Annotated in this window: 17 protein-coding genes; 15 read left to right on the top strand and 2 right to left on the bottom strand. The window is 36.7% G+C overall.

All coding sequences use genetic code 11. The annotated features are described in order from the left end of the window. Positions 1-18 precede the first annotated feature (18 nt). Entirely contained in the window at positions 19-330 is a 312-nt protein-coding gene (locus QFZ31_RS11585; RefSeq protein WP_307300431.1) for a helix-turn-helix domain-containing protein, read from the bottom strand. A 218-nt stretch (positions 331-548) separates the two neighbouring features. Between QFZ31_RS11585 and QFZ31_RS11580 the strand changes: the two genes are divergently transcribed. Both QFZ31_RS11580 and QFZ31_RS11575 read left to right on the top strand, forming a co-directional pair. Then, a complete protein-coding gene (locus QFZ31_RS11580) occupies positions 549-869 on the top strand; it encodes a hypothetical protein (RefSeq protein ID WP_307303105.1) in 321 nt (106 codons plus the stop codon). A gap of 239 nt (positions 870-1108) precedes the next feature. After that, positions 1109-1717 carry a transglutaminase-like domain-containing protein gene (locus QFZ31_RS11575; RefSeq protein ID WP_307303104.1) on the top strand — a complete coding sequence of 203 codons (609 nt, stop codon included), beginning with the start codon at positions 1109-1111 and terminating at the stop codon, positions 1715-1717. A gap of 917 nt (positions 1718-2634) precedes the next feature. On the opposite strand, the gene QFZ31_RS11570 is transcribed toward QFZ31_RS11575, so the two are convergent. Next, the gene (locus QFZ31_RS11570) at positions 2635-3681 is read right to left on the bottom strand and encodes a LacI family DNA-binding transcriptional regulator (RefSeq protein ID WP_307303103.1); all 1047 of its coding nucleotides are present in this window, start codon (positions 3679-3681) and stop codon (positions 2635-2637) included. Between the two features lie 319 nt (positions 3682-4000). Here QFZ31_RS11570 and QFZ31_RS11565 point away from each other — a divergent pair, with 319 nt between their 5' ends. The 13 genes from QFZ31_RS11565 to QFZ31_RS11505 all read left to right on the top strand — a co-directional run bounded on the left by QFZ31_RS11565 (position 4001) and on the right by QFZ31_RS11505 (position 23300). Further along, positions 4001-5437 carry an L-fucose/L-arabinose isomerase family protein gene (locus QFZ31_RS11565; protein WP_307303102.1) on the top strand — a complete coding sequence of 479 codons (1437 nt, stop codon included), beginning with the start codon at positions 4001-4003 and terminating at the stop codon, positions 5435-5437. Positions 5438-5455: 18 nt separating this feature from the next. Further along, positions 5456-6286, top strand: a complete 831-nt coding sequence (locus QFZ31_RS11560) for a transketolase (RefSeq protein ID WP_307303101.1) — start codon at positions 5456-5458, stop codon at positions 6284-6286. Next, positions 6283-7251: a transketolase family protein gene (locus QFZ31_RS11555; RefSeq protein ID WP_307303100.1), complete on the top strand. Its 969-nt coding sequence runs from the start codon at positions 6283-6285 to the stop codon at positions 7249-7251. Before QFZ31_RS11560 ends, QFZ31_RS11555 begins: the two co-directional genes overlap by 4 nt. 8 nt (positions 7252-7259) lie before the next feature. Then, a complete protein-coding gene (gene glpK / locus QFZ31_RS11550) occupies positions 7260-8750 on the top strand; it encodes a glycerol kinase GlpK (RefSeq protein WP_307303099.1) in 1491 nt (496 codons plus the stop codon). Between the two features lie 87 nt (positions 8751-8837). Then, complete coding sequence (locus QFZ31_RS11545) at positions 8838-10322, top strand: DUF4038 domain-containing protein (protein ID WP_307303098.1); 1485 nt, start codon at positions 8838-8840, stop codon at positions 10320-10322. A gap of 918 nt (positions 10323-11240) precedes the next feature. Continuing rightward, positions 11241-12968 carry a sensor histidine kinase gene (locus tag QFZ31_RS11540; RefSeq protein WP_307303097.1) on the top strand — a complete coding sequence of 576 codons (1728 nt, stop codon included), beginning with the start codon at positions 11241-11243 and terminating at the stop codon, positions 12966-12968. Between the two features lie 22 nt (positions 12969-12990). Continuing rightward, a complete protein-coding gene (locus tag QFZ31_RS11535; protein WP_307303096.1) occupies positions 12991-14601 on the top strand; it encodes a response regulator transcription factor in 1611 nt (536 codons plus the stop codon). 128 nt (positions 14602-14729) lie between these two features. After that, positions 14730-16214 (top strand): ABC transporter substrate-binding protein, encoded by a 1485-nt coding sequence (locus QFZ31_RS11530; protein ID WP_307303095.1) that lies wholly within the window; start codon positions 14730-14732, stop codon positions 16212-16214. Between the two features lie 301 nt (positions 16215-16515). Continuing rightward, positions 16516-17421 carry an ABC transporter permease gene (locus QFZ31_RS11525; protein WP_307311533.1) on the top strand — a complete coding sequence of 302 codons (906 nt, stop codon included), beginning with the start codon at positions 16516-16518 and terminating at the stop codon, positions 17419-17421. A gap of 17 nt (positions 17422-17438) precedes the next feature. Then, the gene (locus QFZ31_RS11520; protein ID WP_306075474.1) at positions 17439-18326 is read left to right on the top strand and encodes a carbohydrate ABC transporter permease; all 888 of its coding nucleotides are present in this window, start codon (positions 17439-17441) and stop codon (positions 18324-18326) included. A 99-nt stretch (positions 18327-18425) separates the two neighbouring features. Further along, positions 18426-19070, top strand: a complete 645-nt coding sequence (locus QFZ31_RS11515) for a YesL family protein (protein ID WP_307303094.1) — start codon at positions 18426-18428, stop codon at positions 19068-19070. A 79-nt stretch (positions 19071-19149) separates the two neighbouring features. Beyond that, entirely contained in the window at positions 19150-20382 is a 1233-nt protein-coding gene (locus QFZ31_RS11510) for an MFS transporter (RefSeq protein WP_373459916.1), read from the top strand. Positions 20383-20405: 23 nt separating this feature from the next. After that, positions 20406-23300: an alpha-L-rhamnosidase gene (locus QFZ31_RS11505; RefSeq protein ID WP_307303092.1), complete on the top strand. Its 2895-nt coding sequence runs from the start codon at positions 20406-20408 to the stop codon at positions 23298-23300. The last annotated feature ends 4 nt before the right edge of the window (positions 23301-23304 follow it).

Raw genomic sequence — 23304 nt, 5'->3', positions numbered from 1 at the left:
TAGCTTCGAATTTCTTGCTTATTCGTTCCCTTTGAGAAAGGCCTGGAACTTTTTTAGGATTTCTATCTCCATGTCTTTTTCTTTTATTTTCTTCTCCAACTCCCGGGTCTTCTTTATATCCTTTGACTGAGAAGGCTTCGAAATAGAGCGTGGATTCACAAGACCCTGCTCACCATTATCCTTAAAAGAGATTACCCAACGATTCACTGTATCCCGGTGTAAATCTAGTTCACTTGCAACCTCAGCCACTGGCCTTTTATTTTCCAGCACTTGACGCACTGCTTCCAACTTAGTTTCGACACTATTATGTGATGATTGTTTTTTTCTCATGTTAATTGTCCCCCAAAGAAACTCAGATATGTCGTATCTTCATCATACTCTATATGTCTATTATAAGGGGGTCAACCACAGTCACTTGTCGGAGGAATTAAATTCGACAAGTGACATAGGCACCTTTTTACATGACGGATACTATTTTTACTATGATAATTATCATAGATATTGGAAATTCCAACCATTATAGTAAAGTGGGAGGAGATATACTAACTATGAAAACATTCGACTTTAAATCGGGTACAAAAGTAATGGTGGACGAGCATCAGATCGTTATCGAAAGATCAGGTGGAAAAAGTGCGATGAAAGGTTTGTTCGCTGGTAGAGCAATGGGACATATGACAATCAAAATGTCAGCTCTGACAGGATTAATTTTCTTTGCAGATTATATGGTCATCTGTGCCTCTGGGCTGCCTACGCCAAATGATTTTAAAATAACGAGTATTGCGGAAATTAAACAGTATCCTAATTGTATTGTTGCAAAAGAACAAGAGTTGGAAGAACTCTATCAGTATCTTTGTGGTTTTATAAAATAGGCAGTGTCAAAGGAAATTGTTGATTGGAGAAAAAATCAACTGGCATGTTATCATTGAACGGTGTCAGGAAAATAAAATTTACTGAATAAGTATGACAAGGTGATTACTGAAATGAATGGTAATCACCTTTCTTATTAGAGTAAAAGAAGATTGGATCAATGGAATTAGATTACTAATGTTGTATATTAATAAATAAGTATGTATAATTATGTAAAAAATGAATGGGGAGTTGGAGTTTATTGGAATTAATTGCTGAGTCAACAGATTTAAATGACTATTTGAAAGAATTAGAGGTGGTTAATTTTTCTCATCCTTTAATTAAGGAAATAGTTAATGAATTGTTTAATGATGAACAGAAAGAAATTGAAAAGACTAAGGCTGCTTTTGAATTTGTAAGAGACAAAATATCTCATTCTTGGGACATACAAAGTACCAATGTTACCTGTAAAGCATCAGATGTCATGAAATACAAAGAAGGCATATGCTACGCAAAATCAAATTTATTGGCTGCCTTACTAAGATCACAAGGTATCCCAACAGGTTTTTGCTATCAACGACTTATGATATTCGATACACCCGATAAGGGGTATTCACTTCATACTTTAAATGGAGTATTCCTTCGTTCATTTAACCGATGGATTCGCCTAGATGCTCGTGGAAACAAACCAGGAGTCCAAGCAGAATTTTCAATAAATGAAGAAATCTTAGCATTTTCCATTCAAGAAAATTTCGATGAAAAGGACTATCCAATTATTTATTGTCAACCTAATCCAAAAACGATTGCAACATTAGTAGAAAATACAAATACATTAGAAATGTATAAATACCATCTACCTGATACATTATAAAAATTATATTTCTAGTTCAAGTTATGCGTTCTTTTGTTCTATATCCCACATTCACAATAAACCGAAAACATGCAAGTTATTATTCATTATTTGCAGGTTTTCGGTTTATTTATATTTAAATACATACTGCATTAACAGGAGTGCTAATAAGACTTATTAAATAATGAAATATGTTTGAACAAAAAATGTATATTCCGTTACAACTTGTTAATTTTTTTATAAAAAGACATTTTATAGAGCATCTAGATTTTTTCCATTGTATTTGAAAGTAAAATACAGTCTATTTTAAAGAAATTTAAATATTTTACTAATAAAATAAAAATTCGTCAAGGTTCTACTGATACCGGGATATAGAATGCAAGAATGAAAGGAGTCTAACCGACTTAGAAACAAAGAAATTCAATTTACTTTTATATATGGAAAAAATTATAATATTTTCTGGAGGTGTGATGAACATTGTCGAATCTTGATTTTAAAACGATTATTGAGGGAATTGGCTATGATCAGTTTGGTAAAAATGTACTGGCAACACAGATACGGGCACTTTTTATTTAGTGTACATTAATCGGGTTATAGATCATTTCGGAGGGCTTCTTTTCATTTTCGGCAAACAAAAAACACTTAATATAGAGCAATATAAAAAGCCTTGTAAGAACAAGGCTTTGAAACGTCCCGAAGAGGATTCGAACCTCCGACCTACAGTTTAGGAAAAGTATGAAACTGGTTAATCTCAAAACATTAATTTTGTTAAAATGCTTATTTAACGAGCCTTTAAGCAAATTAAAATCAATCCAAAATAATTAAAATAATATAGTTAAACTGAGTTTTTCGGCAAATTTTCGGCAATAGGTTAACGCTACTCTGAAAACACTCCAGAAGTCTTTTTAAATCCTCTATTTTAAATAATGTATCATTCATCATTTTTTATTAATTGCTAAACAAGAATTTCTAATAATGAGTTCAGTATCAACATGTAATTTTATTTTATCTTCATCGTTGTCTTCAATCAGTCTGATTAGCTTTTCGACCGCTAGGAATGCAATCTTATCCTTTTTCACATGGATGGTTGTCAATTCAGGAGTAATTACCCTTGATTCGAAGATATTATCAAATCCAATTATTGAAATCTCTTCTGGAACTTTAATCCCTAATTCAGTTAAGGATTTAATTACGCTAATAGCCATATAATCCGTTTCACAAAATAAAGCTGTTGGCATATTGTCCAAACTATTTTTTATTTTTTCTGTAAAAGCCTCTTGGGGTGCAATGGTAGTTGGTGAAATGGAAAAATAATGGTATTCATCTATTTCCAATCTCCCTTCTGATAGGGCCTGGATAAAGCCTTTTTTCCTCATTTCAAAGTTATACATTCTTATATTTGATTCAACATAACCAATTTTTCTATGTCCTAACTCAAATAAATATTGACCAGCTTGATAAGCTCCAAAGACATTGTTCATTACCACAAAGTTTGCATCTAAAGTTTCATAACAAGTATCCAATACAACTAAATTCGGTTGTATGTCTGCTATCATTTTAATTTGCTCTGGTGTTAAATTGGTACCCAATAACAAAATTCCTGCAGATTTTTGTTCATTTTCGAGTCTTGATATTTCCTCTTGCAGGCACTCTATACTTATAGATGAAACCATTAAGGAATAACCACTAGATCCAGATTGAGTATCAATATATTTTATTAATTCCATAAAAAAAGGTAGAGATTCAAATTCTTCTGATACAATACCTGCATTTGTTACTGCGACAAATCTCAATATCTTTGTATTCGTATTGGTTTGAAAATATTGGTCTGCTTTAATAATAGGCCGAGGAATGTAACCGTGTTCCTCTGCAATTTTTAATATTTTTTCACGAGTCTTCTGACTAACTCCGTTTTTCCCGTTTAGTGCTAAAGAGACCGCTGATTTTGAAACATTAGCCAATTTAGCAATTTCATCTATCTTCATAAAATCTTACACCTTCCTAATACTACACATTATATATAAACAAATTATACCACATTCTCTTCGTGTTTAGTTTTTATTTTAGTTTTTGTTTAGTAACTAATGATATTCCATTTCGATAAATAATAGATTTTTGGTGAAAATTTGTTAGTTTAGTTTAAATTAACTAAAATTATTTATAAAACTCATTGACTGTAAATATATTAATTGATAATATTTCATCAACTACTAAAATAATTTAGTTACTTTAAAGCTATTTTAAGTCAATGTAGCTAAAAATTTAGTCTTTTACTAAAAATGTGTGTATTTTGGAGGAATAGTAATGGAAAAAATTAAACTTGGATTTGCCCCAACTCGGAGATTTGTATTTAGTAAAGAAGATGCTCTGAAATTTAAAAATTTAATTAGAGAGAAAATGGAAAGTTTTGGACTTGAGATGGAAATTGTTGATCTAGAGGGAATTAATGAAGAAGGGTTACTCTATGATCGCTCTGAAGAAGGAACAATTATTAAAAGATTTAGAGATGCCGAAGTAGATGCTTTATTTTTCCCTCATTGTAACTTTGGGACAGAAGACATTGTCGCACGTGTGGCTAAAGCAATTGGTAAACCTGTTTTACTGTGGGGTCCTAGGGATGAAGCACCATTAGAAGATGGAATGCGTCTTCGTGATACACAATGCGGCCTTTTTGCAACAGGCAAAGTCTTAAGAAGGTTTAATGTTAAGTTTACATACATCACGAACTGCAGCGTGGATAACCCTGTTTTTGAAAGAGGATTCAAGAACTTTATTGCGGCAGCCAATGTGGTTAAGCATTTTACAAATCTACGAATCTTGCAAATCTCAACAAGACCAGCAGATTTTTGGTCAGTTATCTGCAATGAAGGAGAATTATTAGAGACCTTTGGAATTCAAATTCATCCAATCACGCTTGATGAATTGAAAAAGGTAACATTAAAAGTAGAAAAAACAGATACCCCTGAATTAGATGAGGCAATTGGCTATATTAAGGAAAAACTCGATTGGAGTGGGGTTACTGAACAGGATGTTCGACGAATTGCTTCCTTAAAAGTAGCCATGAAACAACTGGCAGCCGATACAAGAAGCACAGCGATTGCCATTCAATGCTGGTCGACCTTACAAGACATTATCGGCATCATGCCATGTTTAGCCAATGCGATTTTGACAGATGAGCAAATTCCAGTAACGTGTGAAACCGACATCCATGGTGCGATTACTGCTATCATGATTCAAGCGGCCACGTTAAATACGAAACCAACATTCTTTGCCGATATTACCGTTCGTCACCCTGAAAATCCAAATGGCGAGTTATTATTCCACTGCGGTAACTTCCCTGTATCGTTAAGTGTGGAAGAAAAGCCAAAGCTAAACAAACACTTCCTATTTGAAGATCATTCTCCTGGTACTCATGAAGGGGAAATAAAGGGCGGAGAAATGACACTTGCACGCTTTGACGGAGATCATGGTGAATATTCAATATTCCTTGGAAAAGCAAAAGGAATTCAAGGACCGTTCACTAGAGGTTCATATGTTTGGGTTGAAGTGAATGATTGGCCATTATGGGAAGAAAAATTGGTAAAAGGTCCATACATTCACCATTCAGTAGGTGTCCATGCTGATGTTATCCCGGCCATATTTGAAGCGTGCGAATATATTCCTGGTTTAAATCCTGATCCAGTAGATCCTACTGAAGGTGAAATTAGAGCATGGCTTCGCGGCAGCGACCTTAATAAATAAAGGAGGGGGTTAAATAGGATGAACAAGATTGAGTTTCTAAAACGAAAAGCAACCGAAATCCGTAAGGAACTTCTAACCATGATTTATGAAGCGGGAACGGGTCATACAGGCGGTTCCCTTTCTAATACAGATATCTTAACAGTTCTTTACTATCACATTATGAATGTCGATCCAAACAATCCAAAATGGGAAGACCGTGACCGTTATGTACAGAGTAAAGGACATGCGGTGGAGTCGTACTGGGCGATTTTAGCAGATAAGGGTTTCTTCCCTAAAGAAGAATTAAAAACGTTCTCTCAATTTAATACCAGATTAATCGGTCACCCGAACAATAAGGTACCTGGTGTTGAAATGAATACAGGTGCGTTGGGACATGGACTGCCAATCTCGGTAGGTATGGCCTTGGCTGCAAAAATGGATAGGAAATCGTACCGGGTTTATACATTAATGGGAGACGGTGAGCAGGCGGAAGGCTCGGTTTGGGAAGGGGCTATGGCCGCTTCACATTACAAGCTCGACAATTTAGTTGCGATCATTGACAGGAATGGATTGCAAATCACAGGAAGCACGGAAGATGTTATGTCCCTTGAACCATTTGGCGCTAAATGGAGTGCATTTGGCTGGGAAGTGGTTGAGGTAGATGGAAATGATATCGAACAATTGGTTACTGTCCTAGAGAACACGCCAAATGTTGCTGGAAAACCAACTCTCATTGTGGCAAATACCGTCAAAGGTAAGGGGATTTCATTTGCAGAAAATGTAGCAAAATGGCATCATCATGTACCAAGTAAAGAAGAATATCAATTAGCAATAGAAGAACTCTCAAAGCAACTGGAGGTGCAACAATGAGTAATGTTGCTCTAAAAGGTGATAAAGGAAATAAGATTGCCAATCGTCAAGCGATCAGTGAGACTTTATTAAATTTGGCTAAAGAAAATAAAAATATTTTAGTAGTTACCAGTGATTCAAGAGGTTCAGCCTCGCTTGTGGATTTTGGTAAACAATTACCGGACCAAATAGTTGAAGTCGGGATTGCTGAACAAAATCTAGTCGGAGTTGCTTCAGGCTTGGCGGCATCTGGTAAAAAACCATTTGTGGCATCACCAGCTTGTTTTTTAAGCATGAGAAGTATTGAACAAATCAAAGTGGATGTAGCATATTCTAATACCAATGTTAAGTTAATCGGAATAAGCGGCGGCGTTAGTTACGGTGCATTAGGTATGTCGCACCATTCATTGCAGGATCTTGCGGTGACCCGTGCGATTCCTGGTTTGGATGTCATGATGCCGGCAGATCGTCATGAGGCGAAAAAAATGATTGAAGCATTAGTTGAATACGATCGACCAGTTTACGTCCGGATTGGCCGCAATCCAGTAGAAGATTCCTATGCATCTGATAACTATGATTTTCAAATTGGTAAAGCAATCACGATGAAAGAGGGTACGGATATTACCGTTATAGCAACAGGTGAGACAGTTAGAATTGCCTTGGATTCCGCAGAAGCCCTTCAACAGGAAGGCATAGATTGCAGAGTCATCAATATGCATACGATTAAACCGTTGGATAAAGAAGCTATCTTAAAAGCAGCGGAGGAAACAGGAAGCATTATCACAATAGAAGAGCACAGCATTTATGGCGGCTTAGGTTCAGCGGTAGCTGAAGTGGTATCCCAAAGCAACCCGGTGCCAGTCAGGATTCTTGGTTTACCGGACGAACCAGCTATTGCAGGAAAAACCGCCGAAGTATTTGAATATTACGGATTGAGTGTAGACAATGTCAAGAAGATTGCCATTCAAATGGTCAGAGGTCTATGAGGTAGCCTATGAAAAAAGAGAAATATATCCTCTCAATCGATCAAAGCACGTCTGGAACAAAAGTATTGCTTGTTACTTCGAAAGGGCAAATCGTTCATAAATGTTCGATGAGTCATACGCAATACTATCCGAAAACAGGATGGGTGGAACATGACCCTGTTGAAATCTATGAAAATGTTAAAACCCTTTTGAAGGAGATGGTTCAAACAACTGCCGTTCCAGAAAATGAGTTGGCTGTTTTAGCGATTACGAATCAAAGAGAAACGGTAGTGGTTTGGGATAAAGAAACAGGAAATCCAGTTTATAATGCCATCGTTTGGCAATGTCGGAGAACGTCTGATAGTTGTGAGGAGCTGAAAAAACAAGGCTATGAAACGATGATTCAATCCAAAACCGGGTTAAAGGCAGATCCATATTTTTCTGCATCCAAGGTAAAATGGATGATGGATCATGTCAATGGCGTCAAAGATAGAGCAAAACAAGGAAAGCTCTTATTAGGTACGATTGATAGCTGGCTGATTTGGAAATTAACAGGCGGAAAGGTCCATGCAACAGACTATTCCAATGCAAGCAGGACACTCCTATTTAATATCCATACCCTTCAATGGGATGATGAGTTAATAGAGTTATTTGATATTCCTAAAGAAATGCTTCCTAGAGTGAGAGATTCAAATGCCATCTATGGTTTGACAGAAGACCAAACCCTTCCCTTTAACAAACTTCCTATCTCTGGTGTAATTGGGGATTCACAAGGTGCATTATTTGGGCAGAAATGTTTTGAACCAGGGATGGCAAAAGCAACATATGGAACTGGTACTTCTGTGCTAATGCAAACAGGGAAAATGGTAGAGGGCACCAATGGATTGGTCACTTCTATTGCATGGGGATTAAGTGGGAAGGTAAGCTATGCTTTGGAAGGAATTATTAATAGTACCGGTGATACAATTAAATGGTTGAAGGACCAACTGGAATTAATTGATGACATTGGCCAGGCTGAGCTTTTGGCTAGTTCCCTTTCGGATAATGAGGGGGTCTACCTCGTTCCTGCTTTTGTTGGATTGGGAGCTCCTTATTGGAAACCCTATTCACGTGCTGCAATAATGGGAATGAGCCGAAGTACAGGAAAACGGCACATTGTCCGAGCTGCACTGGAAAGTATTGCTTACCAGGTTAAAGATGTAATCCAACTCATGCAATCAGAATCAAATATTCGCATCAAGATTGTTAGAGTGGATGGAGGGGCAACAAGTAACCGCTTCCTAATGCAATATCAAGCAGACATGTTGGATATAGATGTTATCGCTTCCAAAATAGTAGAATTATCATCAATGGGATCTATTTATTTAGCTGGTCTTGGTGTCGGAATATGGAAAACGACAGATGAAATAAATGATCTTAATCAAGAAAATGAATTGTACCAGCCTTTGATAACAAATGATATAAGAGACAAGTATTATCAAGGATGGAGGCAATCAGTAAATAGTGTTTTGGTATGTTAAACAGAGAGCTGTTTTTTGTGTAGGTTAACCAACTAATCACTTAAGTAATATCTGAACTAACTAAATTTTTTCTAAGGAGGATGAAAGATGGAAAGGTTAAAAATCTCAGAGAATAGAAGATATTTTACACAACAGGATGGCACGCCATTTATCTGGTTGGCAGATACTGATTGGACTATCGCACAGAGATTAAAATGGGACGATGCAGAATACTTGATGCAAAAAAGAAAATCACAAGGATTTACAGTACTTCAAATTGTTGCACTGGATCCCGAGCAAGATAGGGAAATGAGAAATCCAGCTGGAGAAAAGGCTTTAATAAATGATAATCTGAACACTCCTAATGAAAAATATTTTCAATATTTAGATTGGATAATCGACAAAGCAGCAGAATATGGATTTTACGTACTTTTACTGCCAGTATGGGGAGAACTTGTTGTTGGCCATAATTGGATGGGGGAGTTTTCAGAGAAAATTGTTACGAAAGAAAATGCCTTTCAATATGGAAAATGGATTGGTAATCGCTATAAAGACAGAACAAATATCATTTGGTGTCTAGGTGGGGACAGGCAGCCTATTCATCTAGGGGTAGATTACAAGGATGTATGGCGAAATATAGCTGAAGGAATTGCAAAAGGGGTTCTGCAAAAGGATATTAAACATAACGAAAAAGATCCTAATTGGCAAAAACTTTTAATGACTTATCATGCATGTCATGAAGCGGAGACCGGGGAATGTTCAACGATGTCTTATTGGACTGATGATGACGCTTGGATATCGTTTATCATGATTCAATCCGGACATGGGTTAACACCGAAAAATTATGAACTAGTAAAAAATGATTATAATAGAAATAATCCAATGCCAGTTTTCGATGGAGAACCTGCGTATGAACAAATGCCTACAACTTGGCCAATTGGATCTGATTTCCATGGGGGATGGATGGTAAGAAAACGTGCCTATTGGAGCTTGTTTGCAGGGTCTTTTGGTCATACATATGGGCATCCATCCGTGTGTTGGATGATTTCAGAAAAGGAAAGAGACAACTTCAGAAGATATTCTTGGTTTGAAGCTTTAGACCAACCGGGGGCATGGCAGATGAAAATCTTGCGTGATTTTTTGGAATCTAGAGATTTAAGTCAGTGTCTTCCGGGTCAGGATTTACTAATTGAACAGAATCATAAGTTACAAGATGTCACAGATGAACACATTCAGGCATGTATAGAAAAGGAAGGAAAATTCGCTTGCTTATACTTCCCATCAGGCGGAGAAGAAACTGTCGATTTAAGTAGATTGAAAATAGATCATTTGCAAGTTTGGTGGTTTAATCCAAGAGATGGACAATGTTATACACAAGAGAATGTTATTACAGATAAAGCAATTAGTTTAGAAGCAATAATACCAGATGGAGAGATAGGTGTATTAAAATTAATAACACCAACTCGTGGAAATGAGCAGGATTGGGTATGTGTGATAGAAAACAGAAATAATCAATCCAAAATTCCTGGCGAAGCAAAAATTTATGGAGAACTCCCTGTACCTCCTGAAATCAAGAAAACATTTATGTGGTGACTAAAGTTAAAAGGAAAGTCGTTTGTATCTTTGCTTATTTGAAGGTCATCTTTTGTTGAACTAATCCCTCTTGGGTTGTGGTTTTTGTTCATTTTTGGCAATTGACATTTGCATATTTTAAAAAATAAAAGCCTTGAAAAAGGCTTTTTGACGTCCCGAAGAGATTCGAACCTCCGACTTAATTTAGGAAACAGGCTTCTTTTTTGATGCTTTTGATAGTCTTCCAACTTCAGAGTATTTATTGGAGATGACAAAAAAACTCTTTTTGTTATTACAATTTTGTATATTAGGGCAAAAATCCTAATTTAAAAGTAAATAAAAATACGCCATCCAGTGTGAGCATGTTCGATTATCATGAGGCTATTGCTCCTTATGTTTAATTAATTGATTTCAAGTTCAGCATCAGCTATTTTTCGATTAATAAAAAACAAGCCTTCTTTGGGTGTGAATATCGTATACAGCCGATTATCAGCATTAATATTTTCGATATGCTGAGCATTGATTTTTTCAGAAAGCGAATCAAGTTTGCTATTAATTAATTCAAATTTGTATTCCTAGTGAACTTTTATTTGTGTCGATGTTTAACGTGATGATGTCTTACAAACTGAAGTATCAACATGAAGTATGAATCAAGGGGAAATAACAGTGCATATTTTTTCAGAAGAAGTTTGGAATAACGATAGTAATTGTTGTTTTAAAAATTGGGTTAAACTATATCATTTTTGTTGTATCTTTTTTGTATGTTGTGAGTCAATATAGACTGTTTGGAAAAAATACCCTTTCTCGACAATCTTAAGAATTAGAGGTTTCTAGTTCTTTTTTATTTGTAAAAAATATTTGAAAATTTCAATAATATTATATAACGATATTGTATAATAAAAATATTATTTGCTTGAGGGATAAACAGGAGGATCATCAATGCGAACAATCAAGCCTATTTTAAATTCACTTGTGTTTAAGCTGTTTTTATGTATTACATTGATCATCGGTCCGTTAATGGTAGTTCATATTATATATACCCATTATGCAGTTGAAGTCGTTCGAAACCAGGTAGCTCAATCAAACCAAAATATGCTTAATATATATATGAACCAAATTGACCAGAGTCTTGAAGGTGTTTCAAACTATATATTTAATCTTTCTCAAAACAATACTGACTTATACTATATGCAATACAACGAAAACTTTGAATTGAATGATTATGAAGAAGCAAAAATACGTTTATTTCATTCTATCGCGAATCAATCTGACTTTTATACAGCAATCGATTCCATCTTTATTTATTCCTCTGCCTACAAAGATTTCATTAATACTCAGAAATTCGCAGATACTTTTTTGGAACGCAATTCTGCACGGGAGGAAATTCGGCAGCTAATTGCGGATCCACCGGAGCAATTAATGGAAGGAAGTTGGAATATCTGGAAAGGAGCTAAGAATTATTACTTACTTCAATACTTTAACGTTAACGGTGTTTATATTGGTGCATGGGTAAATATGGAAAGGCTTATAAAGCCCTTTAAATATATTGATTTTGGGGAAACTGGACAAGCATTATTGACTACTACAGAGTTAATTCCAATTACCAATAAAAAATTTATTGAAGAGAAACAAATAAATTTGACTCCAAAAACTAAAGAGAACTATGCAATTTCAGGAAATAATGACCGCTTTGTTTTGATGAGAGAAAAGTCGGAATCGGGGGATTTTTATCTTGCTGCTTTAATACCAGAAAGTGAAATCCTTGAAAGGCTTCCATATTTACAGCGAATATCGTCTATTATTACACTAGCGGCAATTTTGTTCTTCTTATTTTTTATTTTCATAATGAGAAAGATCTTTCTAGAACCGATTAATCGTATTGTATCGGCCATGAAAAAACTAAGGAAAGGTGATTTGGATGAACGTCTTCCCACTTATCGAAATTCTACTGAATTTGAGGTCATGAACGCAACCTTTAATCATATGATTTCCGAGATTAAAGATTTAAAAATCAATGTATATGAAGAAAAATTAAATCTTCAAAGAGCGGAACTAAAGCACCTTCAGCTGCAAATTAATCCGCATTTTTTCCTTAATTCCTTAAATATTATTTATAATTTAGCTACTGTTAAGGAGTTTAGTCTTATCCAAGAGATGTCTAAGTGTTTAGCCAATTATTTTCGGTTTATGTTTCGCAGTAATTCGTATTTTGTTAGTTTAGAAGATGAAATCAAACATACAGAGAATTATTTAAGGATTCAACAACTTCGATTCCCAGAAACCTTTCTTTATTTCGTTGAGGTACCAGATGAACTAAAGAAATGTAATATTCCGCCGCTTATTATTCAAACCATTGCAGAGAATTCCATTAAACATGCATTTAATTTTGATGAGCAGCTAGAGATTCATATCAAAATAAAGCAAGATGAGGATTCAGGCTTAATACATATCAAGATAAAGGATACAGGTGATGGGTTCCCAGAGGATGTGTTGTATAGTTTAAAAAAGAATGAATCTCTTACGAATAGTGAAGGGGAGAGAATCGGAATTTGGAATGTGAAAAAAAGATTAACATTGTTATATGGAGAAAGTTCCAAAATACGCTTTTCAAACGAGCAGGGAAAAGGTGCAACCGTTCAAATCTGGATACCTAAAGACTTGATTTAACATACACAGGGAGGTTATGTAGATGAGGCATTTTCATGTTCTGATTGTTGATGATGAAATTCATTCCATTAGGGGAGTTCAGGCTGGAGTAAACTGGGAAAAGTACAATATCTCAACGGTGCATACGGCCCACAATTTAAAACAAGCACAGGAAGTGTTTTTAAAGAATCAGGTCGACATATTATTATGTGACATTGAAATGCCTAGGGGATCAGGACTTGATTTATTAAAATGGGTGAGGGAGCACTACCCCAGTACGGAAGCTGTTTTTCTAACCTGCCATTCCGATTTTACATATGCAAAGCAAGCATTGCAGCTGAGAAGCCTTAACTATTTACTTAAGCCAGTTGATTACCAAGAGCTTGAAGAGGTCATCCAAGAGGCACTAGAAAAAATAAAAAAGGAACATGAAGCAAAAATGGTAGAGGAATCTTATCAGCAATTAAAAGAATCTCACTTTTCAGTGCTGAAAGAGCGGTTTTGGTTAGACTTAATTCAACAAGTAGTTCCATCAACAGCTGATAAGATTGAAGAACATATGAAACATCATCACGTATCCTATCCAGAATCGACAACCTTTTTACCCGTTTTATTCCATGTACAGCGCTGGAGAAAGGTGTTATCGGTCCATGAAGAGAAGGTAAGGGAAAACACCCTTCAGAAAGCGGTTTTAGAAGTAATCACCGAACACGAAATGGATGCACATGTGGTGAATATTGAAACTGGCTATGTTCTAGTTATTTTACCTAAATCTAATACGGTATATATGGAGGAACTATCAAACAATATTAATCTATTCATTTCTCAATTCTCGCAATATTTTTCCTGCGATATTTGCGGGTATATTGGAAAGCAAGTCCGTATACAAGAAGTAATGAGTATGGTGCAAAACTTGCAAGAACTTGACCGAAATAATGTAACAGAAACGAACAAGCTAATCTTTAAAAATGAAAAAAAAGGTTTATGCTCTTCTCCTAACCTCCCTTTTTCAGAATGGACAAGTTTAATGAAGAGTGGTCCAAAAGAAAAGTTTTTGGAAGTAATCAGCAAGTATTTTGAAGAGTGGAAAAAAGTTGATTATATATCTGCCCAATCACTGCATTTATTTTACCAGGACTTTTTACAGCTGGTTTTTTATGTCCTTCAGGTGAAAGGGATTCAGGCAAATCAGGTTTATTCTCAAAATCTGTTGACGCAAAAGCCCCAAAAAGTGTTAAGATCTTTGAATTCACTTCAGGAGTGGGTCATTTATATAGCAGATGTCGCTATGAACCAGCTTCATGTTCCGCAAGAAAAAGGATCGGTTGTAGACATTGTGAAAAAATTTATCCGGGACCATCTAGGTGAACAGCGATTAACCAGAGAAGAAATTGCTAAGTATGTGTACTTAAACCCTGATTATTTGACTAGAGTCTTTAAAAAACAAACAGGGTTATCGATATCGGACTACCTGCAGCAGCAGCGCATTGAATACGCTAAAAAACTATTAGTTGAAACAAATTCACCTGTTAGTGAGGTGGCATTAGCTGCTGGATATTCAAATTTTTCCTATTTTTCTACGATTTTCAAAAAGTCAACAGAACTCAATCCGATGGAGTTTCGAAAAATGTCATTATTTTCAGAAAAGTCGTAAAAACGAAAATAAAAGGTCGTATTTCTAGTAAGTGTCTTTTTACACATCCTCTATACTAAAGATAGATTCTATGGCAACGCTTTCATTGAGCGGTGTCATAATCCAACAAAGAAAAAGGGGGAAATTAGATGAAGAGATTTAGGGTATTAACAAAGTTTTTACTGTTCATGTTGTCAGCTGTTTTGGTATTGGTTGGGTGCTCTAAGGAAAGCAGCTCAGGCAAACAGGAGGATTCCGGCAAGGGTGAACCTTATGAAGTTTCGATGGCATATATAACCTTTACCAAAATAGATGACCTTCCATTGGTTCAGGAAGAAATCAATAAAATTGCGAAAGAGAAAATTAATGCCACGATTAAATTAGTCCCAATTAATGGAGCAAACTATCAGCAACAAACCAACTTAATGCTGACAGGAAATGAAAAACTGGATCTGCTTGTTACTTCATCCTTTTTTGGCTACAATACACAAGCAGCAAAAGGTCAATTGGTTGCTTTAGACGATCTGCTAAAATCAAACGGTAAAGACATTTTGGAAGTACTGCCGGAACATCTCTTGGAAGGAAATAAAGTAAACGGCGAAATTTTTGGTATTCCGAGTATGAGAGACTGGGGCTCCTATTATGGGTATATCATGCGAAAGGATATAGTAGAGAAGTATAATATCGATCTTTCCCAAGTTAAAACATTCACTGATTTAGATGCCGTTTTTAAAATTGTGAAAGAAAATGAACCTGCATTAACTCCAATTGTGAACACGGGACAAGGGAGCACGGTTACTACTGTTCTTGCAGGCGGGAAATTTGATGTGTTAGGGGATAGCCTTGGTGCAGTGTCCTTTAAAACTGAAAAAATGGTAAATATGTTTGAAGAACCTGAATATGTTGAGGCGGTTGAATTGGCTAGAAAATGGTTCCAGGCTGGATATGTCTTAAAGGATTCGGCTACTTCTCAGGAAGCATCAGCCAATATTGTAAAAGCCGGTAAAGGATTTGGATATTTTTCTCACATGAAGCCTGGATTTGAAGTACAAGAAAAGGGTATTACTGGCCATGAAATGGTTTCAGTTAAATTGTCTGACGTATATTCTTATACAGATGCGGCAACAGGATTTAATTTGTCAATTGCTAGAAACAGTCAAAATCCTGAAAAAGCAATGGAAGTGATTAATTTACTTTATACGGATAAAGACGTTATGAATTTATTGGCAAATGGAATTGAAGGAAAGCATTACGAGGTAAAACCAGAAGGTGTTATTTCTTTACCAGAGGGTGTTGCAGAATCCAATTATGTATTTGGTCAGTGGCAAATTGGAAATAACTTCTTGACATACCCTTGGGAAGGCAATGATCCGGATTATTGGGAACAAATGAAGCAGCATAACGATTCTGCTATTTTCTCTCCTGCATTTGGCTTTACATTTAATCCAGACCCAGTCAAAACAGAAGTTGCGGCTGCTATGAATGTGCTAAATCAGTACAGAGTAGGGATTGAGACAGGTACATTAGATCCTGATAAGAGTCTGCCGGAATTTAATAAGAAACTGAAAGATGCAGGTCTTGAAAAAATTATTGCAGAAAAACAAAAGCAATATGACGAATGGAAAAAGAAGTAATAATCGAACAAGAGAAGAGAGCTAGTATGTTCCTAGTTCTCTTTTTTTATCACTACTTTTAAAAGATCTCGACTATATGCGGTTATATTTTCAGAAAAGTCGGATAAACAAAAATCAGAAGTCGTATTTAAGATAGAAGCTTATCATGTAGTCTATTAAACTAAATATATAAGATAAAGAAAATATTAATGTAAGCGAAATCATTTTAATGGGAGAAGGGGGATATAGGATGTCACAAGTTTCAGTGAAGAATTTGGAAGCAGGCGTCCATTCGGTACCAGCAAAGAAGGTAAACACCAAGATGATCAAATTTAAAAGGTTTTTACCTCTTATTATCATGATGGTACCTGGACTCGTTTATTTATTGGTCAATAATTACTTGCCGATGTTTGGACTTATAATTGCTTTTAAGGATATTAACTATGCAAAAGGAATATTCGCAAGTGATTGGATTGGGTTTAAGAACTTTGAATATTTGTTTACTACAAGAGATGCCTTTGTCATTACGCGAAATACGATTCTATATAACGGTGGATTTATTATTTTAAATACCGTTTTGGCAATCGCTGTTGCAATTATGTTAAACGAAATTAAAAATAAACTGGCAAAGAGCTTTTATCAGAGTGTGATTTTACTGCCTTTCTTGATCTCGATGGTTATTGTCAGTTATTTGGGATTTGCCTTTTTGAGCGAAGATGTAGGATATCTAAATAATACGATTTTACCGTTACTCGGTCTAGAAGGTATTTCTTGGTATAACGAAGCTAAATACTGGCCTTATATTTTAACCTTCATCAATATGTGGAAGGGTGTTGGTTTCTTATGTGTCATTTACTTGGCAGCGATTATCGGAATTGACCAAGAGTATTATGAAGCAGCTACTTTAGATGGTGCAAATAAATGGCAGCAAATTATCAAAATTACTCTTCCATCCATTATGCCTGTCATTATTATGATGACTCTGCTAGGTATTGGCCGAATTTTCTACTCCGATTTCGGGTTGTTCTACCAAGTTCCGATGAATTCTGGGGCGTTATATGATACAACAAATGTTATCGATACGTATGTATATCGCGGTTTAATGCAGTTAGGTGATATTGGGATGTCTGCCGCGGCTGGATTATATCAATCCATCGTAGGTTTTGTCCTCGTGTTATTATCGAATTATCTCGTTCGCAGAAAAAGCAAAGACAATGCATTATTTTAAGCTGGAGGTGGCAGTAAATGTACAGAGCAGATAGAATCACACAAGGAGTTTCACATATATTCTTACTTATACTCGCTATAGGAAGCATTATTCCATTTATCATCCTTTTATCTTCTTCGCTTTCGGATGAGGCATCGATCTTAAAAGATGGATATTCCTTCTTTCCAAAGGAGTTTAGCTTTGCGGCATACGAGTATTTATTGAATAACTCATCAAGTATTTTTAGGGCTTACGGGATTACCATTTTTGTTACGGTGTTTGGTACTTTTGTCAGCTTAGCGATGACTTCATTTTTGGCCTATGCACTTTCTCGCCGGGATTTACCCTATAGAAACGTTTTTGCTTTCTTTGTTTTCTTTACATTGTTATTCAATGGAGGACTTGTTCCAACTTATCTAGTGTATACACAAATCTTTGATGTGAAAAACACCATTTGGGCTTTAATAGTACCAGGCCTGCTAATGAATGGCTTTAACGTATTATTGATGAGAACATTTTTTATTACGTCCATTCCAGAACCTATTATTGAATCAGCAAGAATGGACGGCGCAGGTGAATTCAGAACTTTCTTCTCCATTATCCTGCCGCTTTCACTGCCGATTTTAGCGACAATTGGACTGCTTCAAACGATTATTTACTGGAATGATTGGTTTAACGGCCTCATTTATATTACAGAACCATCGTTATTTAGTATTCAGAATATGTTAAATAGGATGCTATCCGACATTCAGTTTTTAGCAACGACTAACTTTGGCTCCAATACAAGTACAGCAGCTGCTGAAATTCCTACAACGGGAGTACGAATGGCGATTGCGGTTATCGGGGTACTGCCAATTCTTATTGCTTACCCATTCTTCCAAAAATATCTCGTAAAAGGGATCGCATTAGGATCAGTTAAAGGTTGATTGGATAGCGTAGCATAGAGGACCAAGTGCTTGGCAATGGTCCTTTATGCTAATTAATTTCTGGTCCCAAGTGTATTTTTACTGGAAGGAGGCAGTCTGATGGAAGGTTTTATGAAAGGTATATTCAGTGTTTCAGAGTGGCTTATGAGATTGATGTATGTAAACATTCTTTGGATTGTCTTTACTCTGCTTGGTTTGGTTGTTCTTGGTTTTTTTCCTGCCACAACGGCGATGTTTGCGATTGTCCGTAAATGGGTTATGAAGGAGGAGCTTCCTGTATTTAAAACTTTTTGGACAACGTATAAAAGTGAATTTTTAAAAAGTAATCTCCTAGGACTCATCATCATCGTTTTTGGGTTTTTTATGTATTCGAACATAAAAATCGTGGAAGCAACAACTATACCACTCCTGAAATTAGTCTATATTCCCAATGTTATATTGATCCTTATTTATTCCCTTACATTGTTATACATCTTTCCTGTTCTTGTCCATTTTGATGTCGGGTTAAAAGGTATAGTGAAAAATGCAATTATCTTAATGACTGTTAATCCTATTGCAACCTTTACAATGGCTGTACTTACCAGTTTTTTTTACTTTATTTTGTATCAATTTCCAGGCCTGCTTCCTTTTTTTAGCGGCAGTGTTCCTGCTTTCCTGCTTATGTTTTTTTGCAGCCATGTGTTCACAAAAATCCTCCATGAACAGCAAGGAAAAGGGTTAAGAGGATCGGAAACACCCATTTGATCGTAAGGGAAGTTAGATGAAGAATCATGAAAGCGCTAACCACTAGTCGTGCTTGAATTATTCGAAAGGGGGAGCCTTTATTTCCAATCAAAAGAATATTAAAGTAAATGTCCCGTTACTTATATTAATGGTAAATATGTTTATTGCCATGCTTGGGGTTGGTTTAGTCATCCCGATTCTTCCAAAGTTTCTATTAGAATTTGGAGCAAGCGGCAAGGACATGGGGTATCTAGTTGCAGCGATGGGCTTAACTCAGTTTCTCTTTTCGCCAATTGGTGGGGGATTGTCTGATAAATATGGTCGAAAAATTATTACCGTAATAGGATTAACTGTTTTAATGTTGTCACAGCTAATTTTTACTTTTGGCACCGAGCTATGGTTGCTTTATGTATCCCGTTTTATAGGAGGAATCGGAATTGGGTTTTTAATTCCATCTAACATGGCATATGTCGCAGATGTGACCAGTATGGATAAACGGGGCAGAGGAATGGGACTAATGGGAGCAGCCTTTACACTAGGGTTTGTTGTATCCCCTGGTATTGGCGGATATTTAGCTGAATTTGGACTGCGTGTCCCGTTTTATGTTTCATCGGTTGTAGCCGCGATAGCTATGATTGTTTCCTTGATATTTTTACCCGAGACGTTGTCAAAGGACCAGCAGATAGCAGCGAGAAATACAACGAAAAAGAACCTGGGAATGATTCAGTCGTTTAAAAAATCCATTAAGTCTTCTTATCTCGTTCTATTAATTCTAGTTTTTACTATGACCTTTGGTCTAGCAAATTTTGAATCTATTTTTGGTTTATATGTTGACCAAAAATATGGCTATACGCCTAAAGACATCGCAACCTTAATGACTATTGGGGCATTGGTGGGAGTCATTATACAAGCTCTTCTTATTGAAAAACTGATTCGATTTTTTGGTGAGGTAAAGCTAATTAATATTTGTTTCTTATTTGCCGCTCTATCGATGGTACTGATTTTGTTATCAGGTAATTTTTGGTACATATTAGCGATGAACATCTTATTTATCGTGTTAACATCGATCCTTCGTCCTGCTATCAGCACGTTATTATCGAAAATGGCAGGAAATGAACAAGGATACGCCGCTGGAATGAACAATGCCTATTCCAGCATTGGAAATATTCTTGGTCCATCCTTGGCAGGAATTCTCTTTGATTACCATTTTCATTTACCTTATTTTTTTGGAGCTTCTATTTTGCTGTTCAGCTTAGCCTTGTGTCTAGTATGGAATCAAAAAATGCAACGCAAATCAACAGTTCAATTAGAACTTGGACAAAACAAGTACTAGTTTTTAAAGAATGGAGGAAGGCAATGAAAATTACTCATTTAAGAACCAATCACATGACAAACCCTCTAGGATTCGAGCTGGATCGTTTAACGCTTTCGTGGATAACAGAGTCAGGCAACAGCCAATCCGTCTCACAAGCAGCTGCACAAGTAGTCATTGCAATAGATGAGAAATTTAACGATATACTCTTTGACAGCGGAAAGCTTCAAGAGATTGATAGTTTAGGATATAACCCTGAAATTAAAATGAAGGCAAGAACTCGTTATTATTGGCGGGTAACGGTTTGGGGAGATGCCGGTGATGAGGCAACGAGTGAAACAACATGGTTTGAAACAGCTAAAATGGATGAGCCGTGGGAAGGGAAATGGATTACACCTGACCTTGATAAAGAAACTCATCCATTGATTAGAAAAACGTTCACTCTTCCAGATAATATCGTTTCAGCTCGAGCGTATATTTGCGGAGTAGGGTTATATGATGTGGAAATTAACGGGAAACGAGTAGGAGACGAATATTTTGCTCCTGGGTACAATGCCTATGATTTCTGGCTGCAGTATCAAACCTATGATATAACCAGCAATTTGGCAGCAGGGGATAACGCGATTGGGTTTATGCTAGGCAACGGCTGGTACAAAGGTCGTTTCGGTTTTGACGGCGGGTATCATGAATTGTATGGCAATGAATTTGCCGTTATTGCTGAAATCATTGTCACACTCAAGGATGGTTCAGAAGTTACAATCTCAACTGATCAAGATTGGAAGTGTGCTCTTTCGCCCATTACATTTAGCGGAATTTATGATGGCGAAGTTTATGATGCCAATCAAGAGAGCAAGGGCTGGACAATGCCGAAATTCGACGACATCGCTTGGGGAAGTGTCAGCCTGACAAAGGTTAAAACGGAATCTTTCCAAGCGAGAAGAAGTCTGCCTGTGAAAATAATGGAAGAAAGAAAACCGATTGAAATCATCTATACTCCTGCCGGAGAAACGGTTTTGGATATGGGTCAAGTTATGACAGGCTGGGTACGTTTCAAAACGAATGCAGCAAAAGGAACAAAACTTCAGCTGCAGTATGGTGAAATCCTGCAGAACGATTGCTTTTATCGAGACAATTTGCGTACAGCAAAAGCGGAATATACTTACATATCTGATGGAAGTGAGAGAGAAGTACAGCCGCACTTCACCTTTTATGGCTTCCGCTATGTAAACCTGACTGGATTTGAAGGAGAAATCAATATCCATGATTTTACCGGCTGTGTCATATATAGCGATATTGATGAAACAGGGACAATTGAAACATCCGACCCGTTAGTCAATCAATTATTCCGCAATGCACTTTGGGGGCAAAAAGGTAACTTCCTGGATGTTCCAACGGATTGTCCGCAGCGTGATGAACGGATGGGCTGGACAGGTGATGCTCAAGTGTTTGCAGCTACCGCCTGCTATAACATGTATTCGTCCGCTTTTTATCAAAAATATATGTTTGATTTGCGTGAAGAACAAAAAAGAATTGACGGGTCCGTTCCTTTTACCGTACCGACAGTTAAACCAAAAGATGATAACGGATTCATAGGAGGGCACGGTTCAGCCGCATGGGGTGACGCTGCTACGGTCATTCCTTGGACATTATATCTTCATTACGGTGACAAAGAATTGCTGCGTCAGCAGTTCGATACGATGAAAGATTGGGTGGATTACATTAAGAGAGTCGATGAAGAGTCAGGTGGGAAGAGATTATGGCAAGAAGGGTTCCATTTTGGCGACTGGCTTGCACAAGATGGACCAGACCCTCAAAGTCCAATGGGTGGGACGGATTCCTATTATATCGCTTCTGCTTATTATTGTTACTCAGCTCAGCTTGTTGCAAAGGCAGCAGCGGTTTTAGGTAAAAACGATATAGCTGAAGAATACTCTAAACTCGCTGATGAAATTAAACAAGCCATTAAAAATGAATATTTTACCCCGAATGGAAGAAGCGCAATTCACACTCAAACGGCGATGATAGTAGCTCTTTATATGGATCTGATACCGGAAAGCTTCAGGTCGCGAGTGGTAGAAGATCTTAAAGTAAAGCTTCGTGCCGATAACATGCATCTGAAAACTGGTTTTGTCGGTACACCTTATTTCTGTAAAGTGCTCTCTGAAAACGGTGCCAATGAGGCTGCCTATACCTTATTATTGAATGACGACTTTCCGAGCTGGTTATACGCAGTGAAATTAGGAGCAACAACCATTTGGGAGAGATGGAATTCTGTACTTCCTGATGGAACGATTAGCGGAACGGGAATGAATTCTCTTAACCATTATGCTTATGGATCAATCGCTGAATGGATGTACCAGCATATGTGCGGTATTAACCCATTAGAAGATGTACCCGGTTTTAGAAAAATTAACTTAAGTCCGAAGCCTTATGGAAAACTTCAATTTGTAAAGGCAACACTACAATCAGCTTCAGGATCTATTGAAAGCGGCTGGGAGATAAAAGAGGATGGATCTTTAACCTTTACCTTTGTGGTTCCATTTCATACGACAGCAGAGGTGATTCTTCCAGACGCAGTATTAGAAACGATTAAAGTAAATGGCCGTAAACTTGTTAATAGTAGATTTGCAGCCAAACAGGAAGGGAGTTATGTAAAGTGCGGCCTAATGGCAGGCAAATATGTGTTTGATTACATGCCGACCGCGAGTTATATCCTTACCTACAGTACAAATAATAGTCTAAGTGAACTATTAACCAACGAGGAAACAAAAAAGATTTTTGAAGAAGAGCTCCCAGAAGTTGCCCGCAATCCCATTGTACAAGGTCCATTTGCCGAAAAAACACTGAGAGAAATTGTAAAAATACCATTATTTTCGAAATTTGCTCCTTCTGAAAAATTAGACGAATTAGATAAAAGACTTGAACTTGTCCGTCAATAGTCAG

Source organism: Neobacillus niacini (genome assembly GCF_030817595.1).
Classification (GTDB): domain Bacteria; phylum Bacillota; class Bacilli; order Bacillales; family Cytobacillaceae; genus Neobacillus; species Neobacillus niacini_G.
The sequence above is the reverse complement of the archived record's forward strand: the minus strand, read 5'-3'. Positions and strand labels throughout refer to the sequence as shown.

Excerpts from the sequence above, each read along its gene's own strand:
- QFZ31_RS11540 (WP_307303097.1), top strand. The coding sequence starts at position 11,241 with ATGCGAACAATCAAGCCTATTTTAAATTCACTTGTGTTTAAGCTGTTT.
- QFZ31_RS11515 (WP_307303094.1), top strand. The coding sequence starts at position 18,426 with ATGGAAGGTTTTATGAAAGGTATATTCAGTGTTTCAGAGTGGCTTATG.
- QFZ31_RS11580 (WP_307303105.1), top strand. The coding sequence starts at position 549 with ATGAAAACATTCGACTTTAAATCGGGTACAAAAGTAATGGTGGACGAG.
- QFZ31_RS11560 (WP_307303101.1), top strand. The coding sequence starts at position 5,456 with ATGAACAAGATTGAGTTTCTAAAACGAAAAGCAACCGAAATCCGTAAG.
- QFZ31_RS11525 (WP_307311533.1), top strand. The coding sequence starts at position 16,516 with ATGATCAAATTTAAAAGGTTTTTACCTCTTATTATCATGATGGTACCT.
- QFZ31_RS11555 (WP_307303100.1), top strand. The coding sequence starts at position 6,283 with ATGAGTAATGTTGCTCTAAAAGGTGATAAAGGAAATAAGATTGCCAAT.
- QFZ31_RS11530 (WP_307303095.1), top strand. The coding sequence starts at position 14,730 with ATGAAGAGATTTAGGGTATTAACAAAGTTTTTACTGTTCATGTTGTCA.
- QFZ31_RS11570 (WP_307303103.1), bottom strand. The coding sequence starts at position 3,681 with ATGAAGATAGATGAAATTGCTAAATTGGCTAATGTTTCAAAATCAGCG.
- QFZ31_RS11545 (WP_307303098.1), top strand. The coding sequence starts at position 8,838 with ATGGAAAGGTTAAAAATCTCAGAGAATAGAAGATATTTTACACAACAG.
- glpK (WP_307303099.1), top strand. The coding sequence starts at position 7,260 with ATGAAAAAAGAGAAATATATCCTCTCAATCGATCAAAGCACGTCTGGA.
- QFZ31_RS11520 (WP_306075474.1), top strand. The coding sequence starts at position 17,439 with ATGTACAGAGCAGATAGAATCACACAAGGAGTTTCACATATATTCTTA.
- QFZ31_RS11585 (WP_307300431.1), bottom strand. The coding sequence starts at position 330 with ATGAGAAAAAAACAATCATCACATAATAGTGTCGAAACTAAGTTGGAA.
- QFZ31_RS11565 (WP_307303102.1), top strand. The coding sequence starts at position 4,001 with ATGGAAAAAATTAAACTTGGATTTGCCCCAACTCGGAGATTTGTATTT.
- QFZ31_RS11535 (WP_307303096.1), top strand. The coding sequence starts at position 12,991 with ATGAGGCATTTTCATGTTCTGATTGTTGATGATGAAATTCATTCCATT.
- QFZ31_RS11505 (WP_307303092.1), top strand. The coding sequence starts at position 20,406 with ATGAAAATTACTCATTTAAGAACCAATCACATGACAAACCCTCTAGGA.